We start from the raw sequence: 22,667 nt of genomic DNA, 5'->3' as shown, positions 1-22,667 counted from the left end.
AAAATCTCCCGTGGCCCTCAGCCGCGCCAGTTGACCAGATCGTGCTTCTGGCTGCTATCGTGCGGTCCTCAACTGGTTCTCGCAAGGTCCGTTCATGACGCTGGCACCCCTCATCGATGTGCAAACCCTGATGGCGCTTCCCGTGCGCCGTTACCGCTATCTTGACGCCTCGATCCTTCTGCCCGGGCAGGAAGGAGATTTCGAGGCCGCGTTTCATGAACTAGCGTTTCCGCAGGCCGATCGTTTCCGCATCAACGAGATATGCGAGAAGGCGGACAGCCTGCCGCATATGGTGCCGGGTGCGGCTGTGTTCGCGTCGTTCATGACGGCACTGGGTATTACCCGCGAGACCGGTATCGTTTTTTACGACCAGAAAGGCAGCATAGGCGCGTGTCGCGCCCACTGGATGGCCTCGCTTTTCGGACATGATGCCGTTCATGTGCTTGATGGCGGATTGGCTGCCGTCACCCGCGCCGGGCTGAATCCCCAAGAGATACCGGAGCCGGCTCCAAAAGCTCAGGAACCTTATCTGACACGCACACGCTATGCGCTGCTTGCTGGCAAGGGTGACGTGCTTGACGCGCTGGATGATCCGGATGTGGTGATTCTTGATGCCCGTAGCCATGCGCGGTTTCACGCGGAGGTGCCGGAGCCAAGACCGAACACCCGTGGTGGCCATATGCCGGGCGCGTCCAGCCTGCCTTACAGCGATCTGATCGACGAGCAGGGCTGCTTTGTGCAGCCTGACGTACTTCTGGCGCGTTTGCAGAGCCTCGGTGCCGGGCAGCGCCGCGTCATCACCAGCTGCGGTTCGGGGCTGACAGCGGCAACAGTGACCATGGCGCTGCGCGTGGCCGGTCTTGCGCCGGGGCGGATTTACGATGGGTCATGGGCAGAGTGGGGGAGCGACCCCGCGACCCCGATAGAAGCGTCTTAGGAGACAAGAGAGAGTGGAAAACACCGCAAAGCAGGTCACTTCCGGCTGGAAGCGCCTGTCTTCCCTTCTGGTGCAGGGTGGTCGCCCCGAGCCAACGCCCGAAGAGGGAAGCTTCGTCAACGCGCCTGTGACACGCGGTTCTACCGTCCTGTTTCCATCCCTCGCCGCCATGAAGGAACAGGGTCTGCGCAGTCATGAGCACGAGCTGATCTATGGCGCTATGGGCTCGCCGATCCAGCACGAGCTTGAGAAGCTGATCGCGCTGATCGAAGGGGGCACGCACAGCCAGGTGGTCTCATCGGGGCTGGCAGCCTGTACTCTGCCCCTTCTGGCGTTTCTCAACGCGGGTGATCATCTGCTTCTGCCGGATTCCGTTTACGGACCGACACGGCGTTTTGCGGGTACGATGCTTGCGCGCCTGGGCATCGAGACCAGCTATTATGCGCCGCTCGCCGATGAAGCGACGATTGTCGGGATGATGCGCGAGAATACGCGCGTGGTCTTTGCCGAAAGCCCCGGTAGTCACACCTTCGAGGTGCAGGATGTGCCGATGCTGGCGCGGGTGGCGCATGAGCGTAACGCCCTGCTTATGCTCGATAATACGTGGGGGATCGGCATTTTCCAGCCTTTCCGCCACGGGGTGGATGTCTCTATCCAGGCGCTGACCAAATATCCGGCCGGTCACTCGGATGTCATTGCAGGGGCAATCACCGTGGCCGATGGCGCGCTCTGGAAAGATCTGCGTGATGCCGCCATCCAGATCGGCCAGCTTGCCGGGCCGGATGAATGCTGGCTGACCCTGCGCGGTCTGCGCACCATGGCGGTGCGTCTGGAGCGTCAGGCCCAATCAGCTCTGCTCGTGGCCCAGTGGCTGCGTGGCCGACCTGAAGTGGCGCGCGTGCTGCATCCGGCATTCGAGGAATGCCCCGGCCACGAGTTCTGGCGGCGTGATTTCGAAGGGGCGAGTTCACTCTTCGGGGTGGAGTTGCGGGCCGATCTTTCGGTTGCCGGCATGCGCGACATGATCGACGCGCTTGCCCTGTTTGGTATCGGCGCCTCATGGGGCGGCTATGAAAGCCTGGTTCTGCCTACAACAGGAGGGGTGCGGCGTTCCCTGCCCGATGCCATGCCCGAGGGGCCAAGCTTCAGACTTCATATCGGGCTTGAAGACCCCAATGATCTGATTGCCGATCTCGAAGGCGGGCTGGAGGTGTTGCGCGCCTCTGTAGCCGGATAGGCGAGCGTCTAACGCACTCTGAAACCGAGCGCCTCGCGGATATGCGGGGCGCCAACGACGTCAGATGCAGCCAGATCGGCAATGCTGCGGCTGGCGCGAAGAAGCCGTGTCAGACCGCGGGCTGACAGGCGCAGTTTCTCGTCAGCCTCGGTCACAAGGCTGCGTGCTTCCTCGCTCAGGGCAATTGTCGTTGCGTTCGCTTGCGCGTTGGGTACGCCCTGACGTGAGATCTGTCTGGCGCGCGCCGCGCAGACACGGGCGCGAACAAGGGCGCTGCATTCTCCCGGTGGCGCAGTGATCATGTCGATTGGCGATACCGGGGTGATGAAGAGCGAGAGATCCATACGATCCAGCATCGGGCCCGATAGCCGCGACAAATAATCCTCGCCGCATTGGGGCGCTTTTCTGCAAGCCCTGCTGGCATCGCCCAGATAGCCGCAGCGGCAGGGGTTCATGGCAGCGATGAACTGGAAGCGAGACGGGTAGAGCACGGTCTGTTTGGCTCGTGCCACGGTAATCGTGCCGGTCTCGAGTGGTTGACGCAGGGATTCGAGGCAGGCGCGCGAGAACTCTGGCAGTTCATCCAGAAACAGCACTCCGTTATGGGCCAGGCTGACTTCGCCCGGCCGTGACCGGGCGCCGCCGCCTATAAGCGCGGGCAGGGTGGTCGAGTGATGGGGGGCGCGAAATGGTGGCTGCGTGACCAGCAGGCTGCCGCTCGCCTGACCGCCGAGACTGTGAATGCGGCTGCATTCGAGGATCTGCTCATGGGTCAGATCCGGGAGGATGGAGGGCAGGCACTGGGCCAGCATGGATTTCCCCGCTCCCGGAGGCCCGGTCATGAGCAGGGAATGGCCGCCGCATGCAGCGATCTCGAGCGCCCGCCTTCCGAGATCGAGGCCTCTGATTTCTGCCAGATCGGCCAGAGGGGGCGGCATGTCGACCCGTTCGAGCTCAGGCGGCGAGAGGATATGATCGCCGTTGAAATGGGCCAGAAGGGCGCGCAACGTCTCCGGGGCGAGGATGTCGAGCGTATCGCTGGCCCAGCGTGCCTCCTGCGCCTGCGGTTTGGGGCAGATCAGACCATGACGCGCTCTGACCGCCTCAAGTGCGGCCGAAAGCACGCCGCCGGTTGCTTGCAGACGACCATCGAGAGAAAGTTCGCCTATGGCCGCATAGGCGCTTACGGCCTCATGAGACAGAATTCCCATGGCGGTCATGATCGCAAGAGCGATGGGGAGGTCGAAATGGGAGCCTTCCTTTGGCAGGTCGGCAGGCACGAGGTTGATCAGAATGCGTTTGGGCGGAAGCGCAAGACCAAGGGCTGCCAGAGCGGCTCGAACGCGCTCGCGGGCTTCGCCGACAGTCTTGTCAGGCAGGCCTACGATAATGAAGGCGGGCAGGCCCGATGAGATCTGGATCTCGACTGTGACCGGTATCGCATCGATTCCCGCAAAAGCGAAGCTCTGGATGCGGGCAATCGATGAAGAAGAGGACACGGCACCTACTATTGTCAGGAACAGATCTCTCTGTTCCTAACGATTACGCATGCCGCGTCAATATTTCATTAATAATTATTCAGCGCTGGTAGATCAGTCGGGCGCGCATCGTGCCCTTGAGATCGCGCAGTCGGGCGAGCAGACGCGTGTCGAGTTCGCTGTCAGGGCTTGCATCGATTTCGACCACCACATATCCGACCTCGCCGTCGGTCTGCAGATATTGCGCGACAATATTGCATTCCTCGCTCGAGAAGATCTCGTTGATCTGGCGCAGGATGCCAGGTCGGTTTTCATGCACATGCATGAAGCGCGTGCCGCGCGGGCGCTCGGGCAGCTGCACCGGCGGGAAGTTGACGGCACCAAGCGTCGAACCGACATCGGAGTATTCGACAAAGCGACGGGCAACCTCGACGCCGATGCGTTCCTGAGCTTCCATAGTCGAGCCGCCGATATGCGGCGTCAGGATGACATTGGGCAGACCCTGAAGGGGAGAGACGAAGCTCTCGCCAGCACCTTTGGGTTCCTTGGGGAACACATCCACGCCCGCACCCATCAGATGGCCGTCACGCAGGGCGGCGGCAAGGGCGTCGATATCGACAACTGTGCCGCGTGCATTGTTCAGCAGGATCGAATTCGGCTTCATGGCGCGGATTTCGGCCTCGCCGATCATGTCCTTGGTCTGTTCGGTCTGCGGCACGTGCAGGCTTACGATATCCGACTGGGCGAGCAGTTCCTGCAGGGTTGCCACCGGGGTCGCATTGCCATGCGGCAGTTTGTCGACCGTATCGTAGAAGATCACGCGCAGACCGAAAGCCTCAGCCAGAACGGAAAGCTGCGAGCCGATCGAGCCATAGCCGACAATGCCCAGCGTCTTGCCGCGCACTTCCCAGGCATTGATGGCCGATTTGTCCCAGCCGCCTGCATGGCACTGTTCCGAGCGTGACGGAATGCGGCGCAACAGCATGACGATCTCGCCCATGACGAGTTCGGCGACCGAGCGTGTGTTGCTGAAAGGAGCGTTGAAAACCGGAATGCCTGCCATGCGTGCCGCGTTGAGATCAACCTGATTGGTCCCGATGCAGAAGCAGCCGATGGCCATGAGACGGTCAGCGGCCTCGATCACCGGCGCGGTAAGTTGGGTGCGTGAGCGTATACCCACCATATGCACGCCCTTGAGGGCCTCGGTCAGGGCCTCTCCCTCGAGCGCGGTCTTGAGGCAGGTGACCTGCCTGTATCCCTGTGCAGCAAGATGCTGCGCGGCGCTCTCGTGAATCCCTTCAAGAAGAAGAATGCGAATGCGGTCTTTGGGGAGAGAAAACGAGGCTTCCATGTCTGGCTCCTGTCAGCGGCGCAAATCCGAAGAGCGGTGCTAACCTATAGTGCTGTCAGGGGGAAGGGCGAAGGCGCGCAACCGCGTCCTGCAGCAGGGTCTTGTCGCCACAGGCCAGAACAGTGCCGTCACTTTCCAGTGTGAGCGGGGCGCCCTGCCAGTCTGTCATGACACCACCGGCGCCCGTGACTACAGGGACCAGCGCCCCCCAGTCCCAGGGCTTCATGGTGCACTCGGCAATCACATCGATCTGGCCGAGGGCGAGCAGGCCATAGCCATAGGCGTCGCCGCCCCAGCTCGTGCGTCTTGTAGCCGCCTTGAGCCCCGCAAAACGGTTGTCATAGGGGGAGATGAGCATGTCCGGTGAGGTGCAGGAGAGTTCGGCCTCAGCAAGACCCGCGCAGGTCCGTACGCCGATCTGCCCCGGCATGGTGGCGGAGTCGAAACGGGTCTCTGCCCCATCGACGCCGATCCAGCGCTCCTGTGTGAAGGGCTGGTCGATAATGCCGAGAACCGGCCGCCCTTTGTAAAACAGGGCGATGAGCGTTGCGAAGCTCGGGCGGCCGGTGATGAAGGCCCTTGTGCCGTCGATCGGGTCGAGCACCCAGACCCAGTCACCCGTCACGCCCGAAAAGCCGAATTCCTCGCCCAGTATCGCATGGTCGGGGTGACGCTCGGCAATCAGCCCCCGCATGGTGGTTTCTGCTTCGCGATCGGCGCGGGTGACCGGGCTCTCATCGCTCTTGTCATCGACGGTGAGCCCGGCCCGGAAATAAGGCGTGACAGCCGCCCGCGCGCGATCGGCGCAAAGAACAGCGGTATCGAGGCAGGCGGCAAGATCGGAGGCGAGAGTCATGGCGGCAATCCGGGGGGGGCAGGAGGGGCGGGTGCAGAGCGGACGATTGACGCATCAAGGGGGGTGCGGCATGTCTGGCCATGCGCTGCAGCCCTCACAAGACAAGCGGAAAGCCTGCTTCTACCCCATGAAACCGATCATCGTCATCCCATCGCGTCTGGCGTCGACGCGCCTGCCTAACAAGCCTCTCGCCGAGATCGATGGCAAGCCCATGATCCTGCAGGTGGCGCTTCGTGCGCTGGCTGCCGGGATCGGCCCGGTGCTCGTGGCTTCCGGAGATGCGGCCATTCTCGATGTTCTGGCCGGTCACGGCATCGAGGGCGTGTTGACCGATCCGAAGCTGCCGAGCGGGTCAGACCGGGTTCACGCGGCCCTGCAAAGCCATGATCCTGAGCGGCATCATGATGTCGTGATCAATCTGCAGGGCGACCTCCCACTGATCGATCCGTCCTGCCTAGCCTCCGCTCTGCTTCCCGTGGCTCAGGGCGGTTTCGATATCGGTACGCTTGTGGCAGCCGTCGAGACCGAGGAAGAGGCTACCCGCGATTCAGTGGTCAAAGCCGCCTGTGCTTTCGGGGAAGGGCGAGCAATCGCAAGGGCGCTCTACTTCTCGCGTCGCGCCATTCCGTGGGGAGCGGGGCCTCTCTGGCATCATGTAGGCGTCTATGCCTGGCGCCGCGACGCTCTGGCTCGTTTCGTTTCCCTGCCACCATCGGGGCTCGAGAAGCGGGAATCGCTGGAGCAACTTCGCGCGCTTGAAGCCGGTATGAGCATTGGCTGCGTGGCAATTGACGAGGCGCCGCTTGGCGTGGATACGCCTGAAGACCTTATTCGTGTTCGTCAGGCGCTGCGCTCATGACCCAGATCATTGCTTTTCAGGGGCGCCCCGGCGCCTATTCCGACCTGGCCTGTCGCACCGCGCGGCCTGGCTGGGAAACCCTGCCTTGCCCCAGCTTTCAGGCTGCGATCGATGCTGTGCGCGAAGGACGGGCGACGCTGGGCATGCTGGCCTGCGAGAATTCCCTGGCCGGGCGGGTGCCGGAGATTCATGCTCTCCTGCCGGAGGCCGGGTTACCGATCATCGGTGAGCATTTCCAGCGCGTCGAGCACTGCCTGCTCGGTTTGCCAGGCACGCGTATCGAGGATCTGCGCCGTATCCATACCCATCCGGTGGCTCTCGGGCAGATACGCGACCTGATTCGCGAGCTGGGTGTCGAGGCATGCTCGGCCTTTGACACGGCGGGCGCTGCGGAGATGGTTGTTCAGTGGCAATCACGCGAGGACGGGGCGATTGCGTCTTCACTGGCAGCAGAACTGAATGGCCTCGAGATTCTGCGTGCCAATGTCGAGGATGCGGCCCATAATACCACGCGTTTCTATCTGGTCGCGCGTGAAGCGGTATGGCCTTCCGCCGAGGCAGAGCGTGTCATGACGACACTGGTTTTTCGTGTGCTCAATCGCCCCGGCGCGCTTTATCAGGCCTTGGGTGGTTTTGCAGAGAACGGGGTGAACATGACCCGTCTTGAAAGCTATATGAGCCCTGGCACCCTGACGGCGACAGGCTTCCTGTTGGATGTCGAGGGGCATCCGGAACAGGATTCGTTGAAACAGGCACTCTCGGTGTTGCGTGAATGCAGCGAGAATATCGCGATACTCGGCGTCTATCCGGCAAGCCCATCACGCTATCCTGAATAGGGGCTGTCAGGGCGATATCCATTTGACAGCGCCGTTTAGAGTTCTATTTAGCAGCAGGTTTGTTTAACGCGGCAGGTGAGGGCTCATGGCACGGAACAAGGATTTCAAGGGGTCTCTGACCGCGCTGCTGACGCCTTTCCGCGACGACGGCACTGTCGATCTCGCGGCACTTGGTCGTTTCATCGACTGGCAGATCGATCAGGGCACGTCTGGACTTATTCCGGCCGGAACGACGGGCGAAAGCCCGACGCTCACCCATGACGAGCACGCCCTGGTTGTGGCGCATACGGTCAAAATATCCGGCGGTCGCGTGCCGGTTATGGCTGGTGCAGGCTCGAACAGCACCCACGAGGCGATCGGCATGGCGCGCCATGCGAAAGCCGTCGGTGCCGACGCCCTGCTGGTTGTCGCCCCCTATTACAACAAGCCGACGCAGGAAGGGCTGTATCAGCATTTCATGCTGGTGGCCGATGCAACCGATCTGCCGCTTTACGTCTATAACGTGCCCGGCCGTTCTGTTGTTGAAGTTCTGCCTGAAACGATGGCCCGTCTGGCAGAGCATCCGAACATTGTCGGCACGAAGGACGCAACTGCCAATCTCTCTAGGCCGCTGCAGCTTCGCCACCTTCTGGGTGACAAGCCTTTCACCCTGTTGACCGGCGATGACGGGACGGCGGTATCGTTCCTCGCTGCAGGTGGCGCGGGCTGTATCAGTGTAACCGCCAATATCGCCCCCCGGCTTTGCGCAGATATGCATGAAGCCTGGCAGGCAGGCGATGTGGCGCGGGCAATGGAAATCCAGCAGCGTCTGACGCCGCTTCATGACGCCATGTTCTGCGAGAGCAATCCTGGCCCGGTGAAGTATGCGGCCTCGAAGCTCGGTCTGTGCACACCGACCGTTCGCCTGCCTCTTTGTGAACCCGGCGCCGCGTCTTGCGCTGTCATCGAAGAGGCCCTCAAGAAGACGGGCCTGTCAGGATGAATTGTGGCTGAAAAGAAGAAATCCGGTCTGATCTCGCATGGCATCGCCTCGCAGAACAGAAAGGGCCGGTTCAATTATACCATTCTCGAAACCGTCGAAGCGGGGATCGTCCTCAAGGGCCCGGAGGTCAAGAGCCTGCGCATGGGGCGGGCGACGATCAACGAGGCCTATGCCGGTGAGCGCAATGGCGAAATCTGGCTGCTGAACTCCTATATCCCTGAGTATCAGGGAGGTGTGCTGTCGCGCTTCGATACGCGCGCACCGCGCAAGCTTCTGTTGCACAAGAAGCAGGTCGATCATCTGCTCGGTGCCGTCTCACGATCCGGGGCCTCGCTTGTGCCGCTTGATATTCACTTCAATGCGCGCGGCGTTGCCAAGCTGACATTGGGGCTGGGTCAGGGGCGAAAGAAGGAAGACAAACGTCACGCTATTGCCGAGCGCGACTGGCAGCGTGACAAGGCTCGTCTTCTGCGAAGCAAGGGCAAGGATTACTGAGGGAGCTTCTGTCGTCGTAGGTCGCCACAAAGCGGGTCATGAGCAGGCAGCGTCTTGTAAAAAGCCACATCAGGTTTCGGTGTGGCTTTTTTCGTACGCAGATTGCGACTCTATACTGCCTGCATGATGAGTTAACCTGGTAGTTCCGAAGTAAGAAACAGTCGTTCGTTGACTATAAGTTGCAGATCACAGGCACAAAAAAAACCCGGCACTGAGGCCGGGTTTTTCTGGAAGACAAAGCCGATCAGGCGATGTTGATGTCAGCTGCCTCAGGACCCTTCTGGCCCTGAACGACCTTCACATCGACAGCCTGGCCTTCATTAAGGCTCGACAGGCCCGAACGCTCCAGAGCGGAAGCGTGAATGAAGATGTCCTTGCCGCCGTTTTCCGGCGTGATGAAGCCGAAGCCCTTCGTGGCGTTGTACCACTTGACGATGCCGCGCAGCTCCTGAGCCTGCGACAGATCAGGTGCCGGACGAGCCGGACGACCGCCGCCGAAGGACGGGCGCGGACCAGCCGGGTTGAAGGCAGCGCGGGGGCGCGGCGCTTCTTCGGTGCTGGTGTCAACTGTGAGAACTTCAGCAACCTGTCGACCCTTGGGGCCCTGGCCGATGCGGACGTTCAGCGTGGTGCCCGGATTGACGCTGGAATGACCAGCGCTGGACAGCGCGTTTGCATGGAGGAAAACGTCGCCCGATCCATCAGCGAGTTCGACAAAGCCGAAACCCTTTTCGCTGTTGAACCACTTGACGCTGGCGCCTACTTCCGGGCCTGACGCCAGAACCTGGGGGCCGCCCGAAGGGGGACGACGATTTTGCATCCCACCACGGTCACCGCCGAAGGAGGGGGGGGCCATAAAATCGTCATCGAATCCGCCGCGGCGCGGGGAACGTGGGCTGCGGTCGGTACGGTTGCTTCTCAACGGTCTAATCCCGAGATCTGAGCGGTGATCCATCGTCGTGAGAATCACCAGTGTTGTAAGTCGAAACGCTGTGCACGAGCCTGCCGAGGTGAGTGCAACGGGCGATGTCCACAGGGGTTTCGAGGGAACCCTAACACGGTTTTTTCAAACTATGCCACTGGAAAACGTGGCTCGATTACCACGATTTTCTTTATATCGCGTTTTTATGAGCAGATCGTCTTTTCGTTCCTGTCTGCCACTGTTTCCTGATACGTAGAATGAGATAAGGTAGTAACTTACTATTTCAGAAAGGGATGGATTTGCGCTGTTCAAAGTCGCGCTGGCCGAAAGCCAGGCAGGTCACGACAGGATCGCTCTCGGCTCTTGGTCTCGTGCTGGCCGGTGCTTCCGCGGCCCAAGCTACACCCAAGCAGGACCCCTACGGCACCTGGACTCTCCAGGGCGAGAATGACGCTGTCTCGACCTTCAAGGGAACGTCGGACCAGTATTACACCTCTGGTCTGCGCTTCAACTGGACGTCGGGCACAGACAACCTGCCCAAGCCTTTCGCTGATGTGAACCGCTTTCTGCTCGGCAACGGTGTGCAGCGTGTCAGCCTTGGCGTGCAGCAGCTTATCTACACGCCGCGCGACACGCAGGCTGCGCAGCCTGCTTCCGGCGATCGGCCTTACTCCAGTCTTCTGCTTGGTACGGTCAACTTCATCAACGATACCGATTTCTCGCGCAGCGTCGCCGGCATCCAGTTCGGTGTGATGGGGCCCGCGGGTCTGGGCCGTCAGCTTCAGAACGGCTTTCATGGCGCGATTGGCGATACGAAAAACCGGGGCTGGCACACGCAGCTGCAGAACCAGCCGATCTTCCAGATCCAGGCCGGTCGCATCTGGCGTCTGCCTGTCGTCAATCTGTACGGTATCAGCGCCGATGTGCTGCCCGCCATCTCCGGCGCTGCTGGCGATTATCGCACCTATGCCGACGCTGCTGGCACCTTCCGTATCGGACAGGGGCTGGACAGCGATTTTGGCAATGCAACGATCGGGCCGGGCCTCGATGGAACAGATGCTTTCGTCGCAACCCGTCCGGTTGCCTGGTATCTCTATGGCGGGGTTGAGGGTCAGGCTGTGGCCTATGACTCGACCCTGCAGGGCAACACGCTTCGTGATAACTCGCCGCATGTCAGCAAGACCTGGGATGTTGGCATGATCCATGCCGGTCTCGCCGTCATGTGGCACGGTGTGCGTCTATCCTACAGCCAGAACTGGCAGACAGCCCAGTTCAAGACCGCCAAATCCGGTCTGTTCAATTATGGATCGCTCAAGCTCTCGGTCAAGTTCTGATCCGGGCGCAAATGCGGCCGGGTCAGCCCGGCCCATAGAAAAGGCCATGGCACCTCGTGGTGTCATGGCTTTTTTTATGCCCTGGCGGGCGCCAGACGTGACGGTCAGAGATAATCGGTGGTGGGGATGCCAAGCAGATAGCCCTGGACTTCTTCACAGCCATAGGAGTCGAGAAAGGCCATCTGCCTTTCGGTTTCGACGCCCTTTGCGCAGCAGGAAATGCCGAGGCGACGGGCCATCTGGATGGTCTGGCCCATCACTTCATTCACGCGGCGGTCGTCATTCAGACGCTGCATGAAGGAACGATCGAACTTGATCTGGTCGACCGGAAAATTTGCCAGTCGCTCAAGCGAGGAATAGCCAGCGCCAAAATCGTCGAGCGCAACATGCACACCCAGGGCGCGCAAGCGGGAGAGTTCTTGATAGGCGATATCTCGGGGTCCGAAAGAGCGTTTTTCGGAAAGCTCGATCTGAAGCCGTTCAGGGGCGAGGCCCGTCTCACGCAGAACGGTCTCGACCATGGACGACAAGCGGCGTTTGGCGAGCCAGGTCGGAGAGATATTGACGCAGACACGGAGCGGATGACTCCATGACACGGCGGTCTTGCAGGCCGTTTCGAGACTCCATTGATCGAGCTTTTCGATCAACCCGCCGTTTTCTGCGCATTGTATGAAGACTTCGGGGGGCACCTGACCCGTGCCGGGCCGCTCCCAACGCAGCAAAGCCTCCAGGGCAACAACGGTCTGGGTACCTGATGCGATGATGGGCATCCAGTTAAGCGAAAACTCGCCGCGCTCACTGGCGTTGATCAGGTCGCGTTCGAGGCCGGATGTGCCGACCAGCGCAGCGATGCTGGTCAAGCTTGCGCGTCTTTCATGAGCGCCGCCATGAAGGCGAACTTCCGCCATTGCGGCATCGACTGCCTGAAGAAGAGAGGCCGCATTCGCGCCGTCTTCAGGGAAAAGCGCCCAGCCGATCGAGAACGAAGCCTGGATTTCGCTGTCTTCGACGCGGATGGAAGGAGCAAGTGCCTGTCGGATATAGGAGATGAGGGTGCGTGACGTCACCAGAGACAGCCCTGGTGGTGATACGACCAGAATACTGCCGCCGCCAGCATAGCTCAGAAAAGCATGCTGGGGCAGGATTGCCTTAACGCGTCCAATAGCCTCGTCAATGATGCGATTGGATGTTTCCCATCCGTAGCGCAGATTGAGCGTGTTCAGATGGTCGAGGTCGATCGCCATGACCGCAAAACTGCTCTTGCGGGATTCGCTCGTGGTGGTGGCGATCAGCTGTTCGATATGCGCAGCGCAGAGGCTTCGGTCGGGCAGATCGGGGCGCCGCGTCTGCAAGGTCTGGTTGCGCAGGATCGTCCGGGCACAGACTGCCAGATAGGGAGCAAGTTCACGCAGCTCGGATTCTTCGACACTGAGGGGGATGTGAGCGAGGAGCGTGAGGTCCGTGTCGAGTGCGAGGCCGAGTTCGTAACCGCTTTCGGTCTTGTTCAGATAAAGCTGATCAGGGCTGGCGCAGACGGTTTTGACGCAGGCCGGCGTGATCTTTTTTTTCTGGTCCCAGTCACTGGCGATCTCTATGAGGTCGTCCTCACTGTCATAGCCGCAGATGCAGATCGCCGAGGCACTCAACAGCCGGCGCGCGATTTCGAGTATCGCTGTTTGCGGCAAAAGCTGTTTATTCAGTGACATAACGCATCTCTCTCACGGGGAAACCCGCTTATGTAAGACAACGCAGGTTTGGGCAAGTATGCACAATCTTTAGTCAAAAGGCCATATGGCACATTATTTCAAAGATTTAAATAAGTATAAAATCCTTTGGTATTCATGGGCTTATCCCGAACGATTGATACGTTTCATGTCATCTCGGTCAAATATTTTGAGTTGCATTTGAAATTCTTTCGCAATTTCGTTCATTGTTGCGGTTTTTTCTGAAATAATAACTGCGTCGCGATGCGCTTCATGCAGTAGAGACTCAGCATCTACTCCTTCGGTTAGACGAAAAAAGGGCAGGCCGGACTGACGATTTCCGGCCATGTCACCGCCGCCACGCAGTCTGAAATCCCTTTCGGCAATCACAAATCCGTCTTCGGTCTCGCGCAGCAGGGCGAGGCGCTCCTTTCCCGTTGCGCCGGTCGCATCGTCATAGATCAGCAGACAGTACGATGTCGCGGCCCCACGACCTACGCGGCCACGTAGCTGGTGAAGCTGGGCGAGGCCGAAACGCTCGGCATGTTCGATAACCATCACCGATGCATTGGGGATATCGACCCCGACCTCAATGACCGTGGTGGCGACCAGAAGCCGCGTCTCGCCCTGTCGGAACCGGTCCAGCTCTGCCTGCCTCTGGGCAATTTCCTGCCTGCCATGGGCAAGGCCGACGGGCACGGAAAGGCGGAGCGAGAGATCGCCCCAGCGCGCTTCGGCCGCCGCCACATCAAGGACCTCGCTTTCCTCAACAAGGGGGCAGACCCAGAAGATCTGGGCTCCGCGATTCAGGATCCGCGTGATGCCGCCGATCACCTCATCGAGCGTTGAAAGCGGGTGCAGCGAAGTCTGGATCGGTTTCCGCCCGGGCGGTTTTTCGTCGAGCCGGCTGACGCTCAGATCGCCCCATTGGGTCAGGAGCAAGGTTCGGGGTATGGGGGTCGCGGTCATGACCAGAATATCGGTCTGCTCACCCTTGGCACCCAGCATTGATCTCTGTTGCACGCCGAAGCGATGCTGCTCGTCAATAACGGCCAGAGCGAGATCCTGAAATACCACTTTTTCCTGAAACAGGGCATGGGTGCCGATTACGATCCTCGCCGACCCGTCTGCTATGGCGTCAAGCGCCAATCGACGTGCCTTGCCTTTCACACTGCCGGAAAGATAGACGCAAGAGACGCTTGTCAGGCGAGAGAGCGTCTCAAAATGCTGGCTTGCAAGGATTTCGGTTGGCGCCATCAGGGCTGCCTGAGCGCCTGATTCGACCGCGCGCAGCATGGCAAGAAGCGCAACCAGTGTCTTGCCTGCACCCACATCTCCCTGAAGCAGACGCATCATCGGTGCAGGGGCTGCGAGATCAGCGTCGATTTCTGCCAGCGCCCTGATCTGGGCGCCCGTCGGTCGATGCCCGAAGCGGGTCAGGGTTTCGGCGCGCAGGCTATCATCACCACGAATGACGCGACCTGTCTGGGCGCGCGCTTCGCGCCGCGCCATGGCGATGGAGAGCTGATCGGCGAGGCACTCGTCATAGGCCAGTCGCTCGCGTGCCGGCAGGGCAAGGCTCGACCAGTTCTGATCTCCATCGGTTGAGGGCCGGTGCAGCGTCTCCAGCGCCTGGGTAAAACCCGGCCAGTCATGGCGTGCGAGGCGGTCGGCAGCGATCCATTCGGGCAAAGGCGGCATCAGATCGAGCGCCTTGTGTACTGCCCGTCTCATGACCGAGGGGAAAAGACCCGCGGTGAGCGGCCAGACCGGGTCGATAGGCGGGATCGTCTCGCGGCGCGCCCAGCCCAGCATGTAGTCGGGATGGGGCATGGTGAGGGAGAGGCCATAGCGTTCGAGCCGCCCGGAGACAGCAAGTTCGTCGCCCACCGCGACGGACCGGACGAATGACTGATGAAAGAACAGGATCTCGATTTCATCCGTGTCATCACAGGCGCGAATACGGAAAGGCTGCCGCGGGCGCGAGGGTGTCGCGATATCGAGCACGCGCAGCCTTGCGGTAAGCGTGGCGCCGGGCATCAGCTGCTCGCGGGCCTCGCGCAGGGTCAGTACGGTTCTTCGGTCGGTATAGCTTGTCGGAAGGGTGAAAAGGAGGTCGATGATACGCGGGCCGCAGGCAACCTTGCGTAGCAGATCGGCGTAACGAGGGCCGATGCCGGGCAATGTGGCCAGCGGGGCGAGCAGGGGCGAAATGCTTGACGACTCTGGGTGCATGGCCTTCGCGGAACATGGGCTGACAGCAGGAAACGCACAGGCTATAGGATAGAACTGTCATGGAACAAAACGAAACCATCGTCTGGCAGTCTGCCTGCATCGTGGTGCGCGTGCTTTGGATTTCTGAATGACCGATACCCCCAACTGGCCGATCCTCTGGGGCGTGCCGGAAGCCTATACCGCGTTCCTCCTGCGTCGCCGCCTGGGCGAACATGATGGGCCGCTTGTTCATGTCGCTCGTGATGACGCCGCCGTGGCGGCCCTTGCCGATATGCTGGCCTATGTTGAGCCGGATGTAACCGTGCTGCGCTTCCCTGCCTGGGATTGCCTGCCCTATGACCGCGTCTCACCCAATCCGGCCATAACGGCAGAGCGCGCCGCCACATTGACGCGCCTGCTCGAACCGGCGGGAAAGACGCGTCGCATCGTCTTGACGACGGTCCACGCGCTGGTGCAGCGCGTGCCACCCTGCGACGCCTTCCGCAATCAGGCCATTGCGGTGAAAAAAGGCGAAGCGCTCGATCAGGCGATGCTCATCGAATTGCTGATCGCAAGCGGCTACACGCGCACCGATACAGTCATGGAGGCCGGCGAGTTCGCCACGCGAGGCGGTATTTTCGACCTTTTCCCGGCAGGGGCGAGCGAGCCGATCCGTCTCGATCTGTTTGGCGATGAGGTGGATAATATCCGCCGTTTCGACGTTGCCAGCCAGCGTTCGACAGAGACGCTCGACGCGTTCAAACTGCGCCCCGTGTCGGAATATGCGCTGAGCCCCGATGCTATCAGCCGTTTTCGCTCGTCCTGGCGCGATCTGTTCGGTCCGTCCTCTGCTTCCGATGTCGTTTACGAGCATGTCAGCGAGGGGCGTCGCTTCCCCGGACTGGAGCACTATATTCCGCTCTTTCACGAGCATATGGACACGCTGATCGATTATCTGCCCGAGGCATCGGTCAGTATCGATCATCAGGTGCCTGATATTCTCAAGGCGCGGCTCGAAATGATCGCTGATCACTTCGAGGCCAGAAAAGCGCCGGCACGCGAGGGCGAGGCCATTTATCGCGCCCTGCCATCTCATCTGCTCTATCTCAACCGAACCGGCTGGGACGCGATGCTGGCCCGTGTGCCCTGCATCGCGCTCAATCCTTTCGCGAAACCCGACGCGACTGAGGGGCTGGATGCCGGAGGGCGCCCTGGCCCGATTTTCGTGCGGGGCAAGGATGGCACGCGCGAGGGGGCTTTCGAGGCATTCCGCACCCAGATTGAGGCGTGGGAAAAGGCCGGGCGGCGATGCTACGTGACGGCCTGGACCAAAGGTTCGCGCGAGCGAATCGCCTCCTTGCTGAGGGAGCATCGCTTCACCGTCGAATTGCATGACAGCTGGGCGTCGGCTGCCGGTATCGCGCCCGGCATCGTGGGGCTTGTTGTGCTCGGGCTCGAGCGAGGCTTTGTGGGCGACCGCATGGCGTTTATCTCGGAGCAGGATCTGCTGGGCGAACGCATCGCCCGTCCGCCCCGTCGCAAGCGCCGCGCCGAGCAGTTCATCACCGAAGCGTCTGAAATTGCCGAGGGTGATCTGGTTGTTCACGCCGATTACGGCATCGGTCGTTACGAGGGGCTCGAGACGGTCAGCGATGGCGTGGCGCCTCATGATTGTCTGAGACTGCTTTATGACGGCGCGCAGAAGCTGTTCCTGCCGGTTGAAAACATCGAGTTGCTGAGTCGCTTCGGCTCCGATCAGGGGGGTGTTGCGCTCGACAAGCTGGGTGGTCAGGCCTGGCAGGCGCGCAAGGCCAAGATGAAGGAGCGCATCCGCGACATGGCGGGTGAGCTGATTCGCACAGCCGCCGGTCGTGCCATGAAAGAGGCGCCATCGCTGATCCCGGCCGAAGGATTATGGGACGAATTCTGCGCGCGCTTTCCTTTTGTCGAAACAGAGGACCAGTCGCGCGCCATTGCGGATGTGCTCGAAGATCTCACCTCTGGCCGTCCGATGGATCGCCTGGTCTGCGGTGATGTCGGGTTCGGCAAGACCGAAGTGGCGCTTCGCGCCGCCTTTGTCGCGGCGCTTTCAGGCGTTCAGGTGGCGGTGGTTGTGCCGACCACCCTTCTGGCGCGTCAGCATTTCCGTAGCTTCTCGACGCGGTTCGAGGGCTTCCCTGTTCGTGTTGCCCAACTGTCGCGTCTGGTAACGGCAAAAGAGGCCGCCGAGACCCGTCGCGCCCTGGAGGCGGGGGAAGTCGATATTGTGGTCGGTACCCATGCGCTGATCGCCAAATCGGTCGCCTTCGGCAATCTTGGCCTGCTGATCATCGACGAAGAGCAGCATTTCGGTGTTGCCCATAAGGAGCGTCTCAAATCGCTGCGTGAAGATGTGCATGTGCTGACGCTGTCAGCCACGCCGCTTCCCCGCACGCTTCAGCTCTCCCTGAGCGGGGTGCGCGAGATGAGTCTGATCGCGACACCGCCCACCGACAGGCTGGCTGTGCGCACCTTCATCACGCCATTCGATAGCGTGATGATACGTGAGGCCATCCAGCGCGAGCGTTTTCGTGGCGGGCAGGTCTTCTGCGTCGTACCTCGTATCGAGGACATGGATCGTATGGCCGAGCGCCTGCGTGACATTGTGCCTGACGCCAAGACCGTCCAGGCCCATGGGCGTCTCACCCCCGCCGAACTCGAACGAGTCATGACCGAGTTCTCCGACGGGCGCTACGATGTTCTGCTCTCGACCAATATCGTCGAAAGCGGGCTCGATATGCCTGCGGTGAATACGCTCATCATCCATCGCGCCGATATGTTCGGTCTCGGCCAGCTCTATCAGCTTCGCGGCCGTGTCGGGCGAGGCAAGCAGCGTGGCTATGCCTATCTGACCTGGCCCCAGAGCCATCGTCTGTCTGTCGCTTCCGAAAAGCGGCTCGAGATCATGCAGACCCTCGATACGCTGGGCGCCGGCTTTACGCTTGCATCGCACGATCTCGATCTGCGTGGTGCGGGTAACCTGCTCGGTGACGAGCAATCCGGTCATATCAAGGAGGTCGGTATCGAGCTCTATCAGCAGATGCTCGAGGATGCCGTTACCACCATGCGTCTGCAGCGCGACCAGAAGCGTGCGGAAGACAAGGATTGGACACCCAATATCATTCTCGGGCTGCCGGTCCTGATTCCCGAGACCTATGTCCGCGATCTGCCGGTGCGTCTGGGCCTTTACAGGCGTATTGCAGGGCTCGAGGGGGAGGCTGAACTCGATGCCATGCGCGCCGAGATGGTCGATCGCTTCGGCTCCTTGCCGCAGGAAGTCGAAAACCTGCTCGATGTCGTGATCATCAAGCGGCTCTGCAGCGCGGCCGGGGTCGACCGTCTGGAGGCTGGGCCGAAAGGAATGGTCATTCAGTTCCGTAACCGCAAGTTCCGCAATCCTATGGGGCTTCTCAAATGGGTTGAGCGCCACAAGGATCAGGGGGTGAAACTGCGCCCTGACCAGAAACTCGCTGTGGTGCGTGAAATGACCAACGCCCAGCGCATTACCATGGCGCGCAAGGTCATGCGCGCCCTGAAGAAACTGGCGGAGAAGGCGGATAGCTGAGTCGCGAGGAATAAGGGGCGCCCCGTGTCTTTGCTTCCTTTTCCCGGAGGTCGGGATTCAAGGCTGAGTTGCCCCTTGGCGGAAGCCGGGGCAGGGACCGATAGACGCAACTTATCCCCTCTCCATTTGTTCGATTGATATCGAATGAATGGAGAGACTTATGCTGACACTCGATCTTTCAGGCCAGAAGGCTCTTGTCACCGGCTCGACCGGCGGGATCGGTCTGGCGATTGCCGAGCGTCTGGCTCAGGCGGGCGCCCATGTAATCGTCAACGGGCGCGGTGAAGAGCGGACGCGTTCTGCAATCGAGGCTGTACGCAAAAAGCTGCCCAAGGCGCAGGTGACAGGCTTTGCAGGGGATGTGGCGCAGCCTGAGATCATCGCGAAGCTGCAGGACACCCATCCCGAACTGGATATCCTGGTCAATAATCTCGGCATTTTTGAAGAGACGCCCTTTGCCGAGATTTCCGACGAGGACTGGCAGCGTTTTTTCGACATCAACGTGATGAGTGGTGTTCGTCTGTCGCGTGCCTATCTGCCGGGCATGGTGGAAAGGAAGCGCGGGCGTATCGTCTTCATCTCAAGTGAGTCAGGACTGAATATTCCGGCCGAGATGATCCATTACGGATTCAGCAAAGCCGCACAGATCGCGATTGCGCGCGGTCTTGCCGAGAGCGTGGCCGGTAGCGGCGTGACGGTAAACAGCGTGCTCCCGGGGCCGACCCGCACCGAGGGCGTGATGACGATGATACAGAAAGCGGCGGAAAAGACAGGCCGAACATCAGAGGAAACCGAGGCAAGCTTCCTGAAAGATAATCGCCCGACGTCGTTGCTGCAAAGGCTGGAAGAGCCGGAAGAGGTGGCAAATATGGTTGCTTATGTCTGTTCACCGCTCGCCTCGGCCACGTCAGGCGCGGCCTTGCGCGTTGAGGGTGGCCTGCTTCGTCATCCGGGCTGAGCGGCGCGGTCGATCAGGGACGGGGCGTATCATGACGCCCCGTCTGGTCGGGTTAGTTGACGGGAATGGGGATCGAATTGACCTTGAGAATGCCCCCATCGAGAGTCAGATCCCAAAGCACCTGATTGCCGTTGCGATGGCCCATGAACTGCGCGACCGACAGGGCAGTCGTAACCCCGGTCGGCACGACAGGGCGGATGGTGGCGAGCAGATCGTTCAGATCCGTGATGGCGATGTGAAGCGCGCCGGTGCTGGTGGCGGCATTGCGGCCAGGCGTGACCCAGCCCGAACCATCCAGTCGCCCTTTCGCCCAGAGGGCCTCAAGCGATGAAATGGTGATCCTGCCCGTGGGCGTACTTGTGTTCTCGAGCATCTGCTCCGGTATGGTCAGTGTGGTGTTGACGTTGCCGGGCAGAGCCGAGCCGCCAGGCGCCGAAAGTCCCGATGAAGAGACAACGATGTCGATGCCGCCGGATGTCTGACTGGCGCGCATCGTGACGGTGATCTGTTCGGCTGAATAATGCGTGCTGCCATCTGACAGGGCGACCTTGTTCCAGATCATCTCCGCCACTGCGCCCTGATGCAGGGACTCACGAAGAGTGCGCAGGGCCGGACGGCCGTCGACGCCACGGCAGCTTGCGGGCGAGGCGTTATGGACGAGCTTCAGAAGCCCCAGGGACACGAGGCTGTTGGCATCACGCAGATTGGGAAGGGTCAGATGCCCCTGTCGGTCTCTCACCGTAACCTGCTGCACATGAACCTTCGTTTCCGCCCCGGTGAGCTGGGCGGCATAGCCCGTCATGGTGAGAGAGGCCGAGCCCATCGTGCGTGAGGCCGAATCGGCGCTCATACAGGCGGCGGGAACGGCATCGGCCCTGGCGGAATGGGGCAGGGCACCCAGGGCGAGTAGCGTCAGGATGGAAGCGGTTGCGTATTTCATGGGCATCACGATCGGGCTGTTCATCAGAGCAGACAACCGGAATTTTGCGGCAGGAGTGCGGCACCTTGTCTCATGCTGATCAAGGCCCCCCGATGACTCAGGTACCGCCCATGATGGGAGCCTAGCTGCTCATACCCCCTTGATGAGGCAGGATCGGGACTCGATAAGAGGAATACGGTCACCGACCGACTGGCGGGATGCGGTGTGATGCGAGGAGTGCAAGCGATGAGTGGACTGGACCCCGAAGATTTCGCACCGCTGAGGGCGCTTGCCCATCGCATGCTCGATGATGTCTTTGATCGTGCCGAGCGCATGGGTGAGGGGCCGGTCTGGCAAGCCATGCCTGAAGACGCGCGCCAGGCATTCAGGCAGGATCTGCCGCAGCAGGGCCAGACGGCAGAGGCGCTTTACGGGCAATTTCTGGAGCAGATACGCCCCTATTCCAATGGTAACCCACATCCGGGGTTCATGGGGTGGGTGCAGGGCGCCGGAACCCCTGTCGGCATTCTGGCTGAACTGCTCGCTGCCAGCCTGAACGATAATTGCGGCGGGCGCGACCACGCGGCGATCGAGGTAGAGCGTCAGGTGATCCGCTGGGCGTCAGAGATGGTTGGAATGCCCGCAGACTCATCTGGCTGTCTTGTCACCGGGTCTTCCCTGGCGAATTTCATCGGCATTATCACGGCGAGCCGTGCGGTCGATCCGTCCATGCGCCAACATGGCGTGTCAGGGCGCAGGCTTGTGGGCTATGCGGCTGAAACGGCCCATGGCTGCGTCAGCCGTGCGTTCGATCTGGCCGGGCTCGGCAGCGATGCCCTGCGTCTCATCCCGGTGGACGAGCTCTATCGCATGGACGATCAGGCTCTTGCGGCACGTATTCGCGAAGATCGTGCGGCCGGGTTTCATCCGTTTATCATCATCGGTACGGCGGGCAGTGTCGATTGCGGTGCGGTCGATCCGCTGGAGGCTCTGGCCGATATCGCCCAGGCAGAGAAATGCTGGTTTCATGTCGATGGTGCGTTTGGGGCTTTTGCCAGGCTATCGCCCGAACACGCGATCATGCTCGATGGCATTGAAAGAGCCGATAGTCTCGCACTCGATTTTCATAAATGGGGGCAGGTGCCCTATGATGCCGGTTGCGTGCTTGTGCGTGACCGGGCAGCTCACGCGCAGGCTTTTGCCCAGTCATTGAGCTATTTGACGCGCGCTGATCGCGGGCTCGCGGGTAACGCGCCCTGGCCCTGTGATTTCGGGCCTGATCTGTCACGAGGGTTCCGCGCGCTCAAGGTCTGGATGACGCTCGCCCATTACGGGGCATCCCGCATGGGCGAGATGGTGGCAGAATGCTGCGACGTCGCCCGCTATCTGGCCGAGCGCGTCGAAGGTGACGAGCGCTATCTGCTCATGGCGCCTGTTGCCCTCAATATCGTCTGTTTCACGCTCGTTGATTTCGGGGACGAAGCCATCGATGAACTGGTAAAAGATCTGCATGAGAGCGGTGTTGCGGCCCCTTCGACAACGCGTATCGAAGGACGGCTGGTGATCCGTGCGGCGACTGTGAACCATCGCACGACACGCGCGACGATCGACGCCATGCTCGAACAAATCGCCCTGCTCGGGGAAAAATACGCGCAGTAGAGGAGATGAGGTGACGGGCGGTTGCATGGCCACACGCCGCCCTTGTCGACAAAGCCCCGGCGTACTGAGGGGGCCTTTGCCCTGCGTGTGACGCTGCGGAGATGAAGATTTATTCCCGTCCAGGAAAGCCGGAGGTGTCTGACGCTGGTCCCGGCTTATTGGGGAGGGCGTTTACATCTCTCGGCCTAACCGCCTTGTGGTGATACGTCCTCGACAGATTGCCAAAAAGGGCAACGGTGAGACGGTGTGGGCGGCGGCCACGGGAAAGCTTCAAACCGGAAGCCTTCAGAGGAGCGTATGCGCCCAGACTTCAGCCTTCTCTG

General features: G+C 60.8%; 17 protein-coding genes. 10 read left to right on the top strand and 7 right to left on the bottom strand.

What is annotated here, in order from left to right; genetic code table 11:
* The first annotated feature begins 94 nt into the window (after positions 1 to 94).
* The gene (locus IEV53_RS11290; protein ID WP_188426895.1) at positions 95 to 937 is read left to right on the top strand and encodes a sulfurtransferase; all 843 of its coding nucleotides are present in this window, start codon (positions 95 to 97) and stop codon (positions 935 to 937) included.
* Between the two features lie 13 nt (positions 938 to 950).
* A complete protein-coding gene (metC, locus tag IEV53_RS11285; protein WP_188426894.1) occupies positions 951 to 2,174 on the top strand; it encodes a cystathionine beta-lyase in 1,224 nt (407 codons plus the stop codon).
* A gap of 8 nt (positions 2,175 to 2,182) precedes the next feature.
* Here the strand turns inward: metC and IEV53_RS11280 are convergent, their stop codons facing one another.
* The 3 genes from IEV53_RS11280 to IEV53_RS11270 all read right to left on the bottom strand — a co-directional run bounded on the left by IEV53_RS11280 (position 2,183) and on the right by IEV53_RS11270 (position 5,859).
* Positions 2,183 to 3,673, bottom strand: coding sequence for a YifB family Mg chelatase-like AAA ATPase (locus tag IEV53_RS11280; protein WP_188426893.1), 1,491 nt, complete (start codon positions 3,671 to 3,673; stop codon positions 2,183 to 2,185).
* A 79-nt stretch (positions 3,674 to 3,752) separates the two neighbouring features.
* Positions 3,753 to 5,003: a phosphoglycerate dehydrogenase gene (serA, locus tag IEV53_RS11275; RefSeq protein ID WP_188426892.1), complete on the bottom strand. Its 1,251-nt coding sequence runs from the start codon at positions 5,001 to 5,003 to the stop codon at positions 3,753 to 3,755.
* Between the two features lie 55 nt (positions 5,004 to 5,058).
* Positions 5,059 to 5,859 (bottom strand): inositol monophosphatase family protein, encoded by an 801-nt coding sequence (locus IEV53_RS11270; RefSeq protein ID WP_188426891.1) that lies wholly within the window; start codon positions 5,857 to 5,859, stop codon positions 5,059 to 5,061.
* A 127-nt stretch (positions 5,860 to 5,986) separates the two neighbouring features.
* On the opposite strand from IEV53_RS11270, the gene IEV53_RS11265 reads away from it, so the two are divergent.
* From IEV53_RS11265 to smpB, 4 genes are all read left to right on the top strand, one after another.
* On the top strand, positions 5,987 to 6,718 hold the full coding sequence (locus IEV53_RS11265) for a 3-deoxy-manno-octulosonate cytidylyltransferase (protein WP_188427096.1): 732 nt from the start codon (positions 5,987 to 5,989) through the stop codon (positions 6,716 to 6,718).
* Entirely contained in the window at positions 6,715 to 7,554 is an 840-nt protein-coding gene (locus IEV53_RS11260; RefSeq protein WP_188426890.1) for a prephenate dehydratase, read from the top strand. Before IEV53_RS11265 ends, IEV53_RS11260 begins: the two co-directional genes overlap by 4 nt.
* A gap of 85 nt (positions 7,555 to 7,639) precedes the next feature.
* Entirely contained in the window at positions 7,640 to 8,536 is an 897-nt protein-coding gene (gene dapA / locus IEV53_RS11255) for a 4-hydroxy-tetrahydrodipicolinate synthase (RefSeq protein ID WP_188426889.1), read from the top strand.
* Positions 8,537 to 9,031, top strand: coding sequence for an SsrA-binding protein SmpB (gene smpB / locus IEV53_RS11250; RefSeq protein WP_188427095.1), 495 nt, complete (start codon positions 8,537 to 8,539; stop codon positions 9,029 to 9,031). It begins immediately after the preceding gene.
* A gap of 244 nt (positions 9,032 to 9,275) precedes the next feature.
* Here the strand turns inward: smpB and IEV53_RS14925 are convergent, their stop codons facing one another.
* On the bottom strand, positions 9,276 to 9,953 hold the full coding sequence (locus IEV53_RS14925; RefSeq protein WP_304500613.1) for a cold-shock protein: 678 nt from the start codon (positions 9,951 to 9,953) through the stop codon (positions 9,276 to 9,278).
* 299 nt (positions 9,954 to 10,252) lie between these two features.
* On the opposite strand from IEV53_RS14925, the gene IEV53_RS11240 reads away from it, so the two are divergent.
* Positions 10,253 to 11,287, top strand: coding sequence for a lipid A deacylase LpxR family protein (locus IEV53_RS11240; protein ID WP_371869869.1), 1,035 nt, complete (start codon positions 10,253 to 10,255; stop codon positions 11,285 to 11,287).
* Between the two features lie 104 nt (positions 11,288 to 11,391).
* On the opposite strand, the gene IEV53_RS11235 is transcribed toward IEV53_RS11240, so the two are convergent.
* Together IEV53_RS11235 and recG are read right to left on the bottom strand one after the other, a co-directional pair.
* A complete protein-coding gene (locus IEV53_RS11235; RefSeq protein WP_188426886.1) occupies positions 11,392 to 12,993 on the bottom strand; it encodes a putative bifunctional diguanylate cyclase/phosphodiesterase in 1,602 nt (533 codons plus the stop codon).
* A gap of 141 nt (positions 12,994 to 13,134) precedes the next feature.
* On the bottom strand, positions 13,135 to 15,225 hold the full coding sequence (gene recG, locus IEV53_RS11230; RefSeq protein ID WP_188426885.1) for an ATP-dependent DNA helicase RecG: 2,091 nt from the start codon (positions 15,223 to 15,225) through the stop codon (positions 13,135 to 13,137).
* Between the two features lie 127 nt (positions 15,226 to 15,352).
* On the opposite strand from recG, the gene mfd reads away from it, so the two are divergent.
* On the top strand, positions 15,353 to 18,808 hold the full coding sequence (gene mfd / locus IEV53_RS11225) for a transcription-repair coupling factor (protein ID WP_188426884.1): 3,456 nt from the start codon (positions 15,353 to 15,355) through the stop codon (positions 18,806 to 18,808).
* Between the two features lie 163 nt (positions 18,809 to 18,971).
* Positions 18,972 to 19,766: an SDR family NAD(P)-dependent oxidoreductase gene (locus tag IEV53_RS11220; RefSeq protein ID WP_188427094.1), complete on the top strand. Its 795-nt coding sequence runs from the start codon at positions 18,972 to 18,974 to the stop codon at positions 19,764 to 19,766.
* A gap of 52 nt (positions 19,767 to 19,818) precedes the next feature.
* Here the strand turns inward: IEV53_RS11220 and IEV53_RS11215 are convergent, their stop codons facing one another.
* Entirely contained in the window at positions 19,819 to 20,730 is a 912-nt protein-coding gene (locus IEV53_RS11215) for a hypothetical protein (protein ID WP_188426883.1), read from the bottom strand.
* Between the two features lie 201 nt (positions 20,731 to 20,931).
* Between IEV53_RS11215 and IEV53_RS11210 the strand changes: the two genes are divergently transcribed.
* Positions 20,932 to 22,344: a pyridoxal phosphate-dependent decarboxylase family protein gene (locus tag IEV53_RS11210; protein WP_188426882.1), complete on the top strand. Its 1,413-nt coding sequence runs from the start codon at positions 20,932 to 20,934 to the stop codon at positions 22,342 to 22,344.
* Positions 22,345 to 22,667 lie beyond the last annotated feature (323 nt).

Source organism: Asaia siamensis, assembly GCF_014635085.1.
Taxonomy (GTDB): Bacteria; Pseudomonadota; Alphaproteobacteria; order Acetobacterales; family Acetobacteraceae; genus Asaia; species Asaia siamensis.
Note: the sequence above shows the minus strand (reverse complement) of the source record. Positions and strands in the feature narration are given on the sequence as shown.

What these genes read in the sequence shown, in the direction of transcription:
- IEV53_RS11270 (WP_188426891.1), bottom strand. Translation starts at nt 5,859, where the DNA reads ATGACTCTCGCCTCCGATCTTGCCGCCTGCCTCGATACCGCTGTTCTT.
- recG (WP_188426885.1), bottom strand. Translation starts at nt 15,225, where the DNA reads ATGCACCCAGAGTCGTCAAGCATTTCGCCCCTGCTCGCCCCGCTGGCC.
- dapA (WP_188426889.1), top strand. Translation starts at nt 7,640, where the DNA reads ATGGCACGGAACAAGGATTTCAAGGGGTCTCTGACCGCGCTGCTGACG.
- IEV53_RS11235 (WP_188426886.1), bottom strand. Translation starts at nt 12,993, where the DNA reads ATGTCACTGAATAAACAGCTTTTGCCGCAAACAGCGATACTCGAAATC.
- IEV53_RS11265 (WP_188427096.1), top strand. Translation starts at nt 5,987, where the DNA reads ATGAAACCGATCATCGTCATCCCATCGCGTCTGGCGTCGACGCGCCTG.
- IEV53_RS11215 (WP_188426883.1), bottom strand. Translation starts at nt 20,730, where the DNA reads ATGAACAGCCCGATCGTGATGCCCATGAAATACGCAACCGCTTCCATC.
- IEV53_RS11210 (WP_188426882.1), top strand. Translation starts at nt 20,932, where the DNA reads ATGAGTGGACTGGACCCCGAAGATTTCGCACCGCTGAGGGCGCTTGCC.
- serA (WP_188426892.1), bottom strand. Translation starts at nt 5,003, where the DNA reads ATGGAAGCCTCGTTTTCTCTCCCCAAAGACCGCATTCGCATTCTTCTT.
- IEV53_RS11260 (WP_188426890.1), top strand. Translation starts at nt 6,715, where the DNA reads ATGACCCAGATCATTGCTTTTCAGGGGCGCCCCGGCGCCTATTCCGAC.
- IEV53_RS11290 (WP_188426895.1), top strand. Translation starts at nt 95, where the DNA reads ATGACGCTGGCACCCCTCATCGATGTGCAAACCCTGATGGCGCTTCCC.
- mfd (WP_188426884.1), top strand. Translation starts at nt 15,353, where the DNA reads ATGACCGATACCCCCAACTGGCCGATCCTCTGGGGCGTGCCGGAAGCC.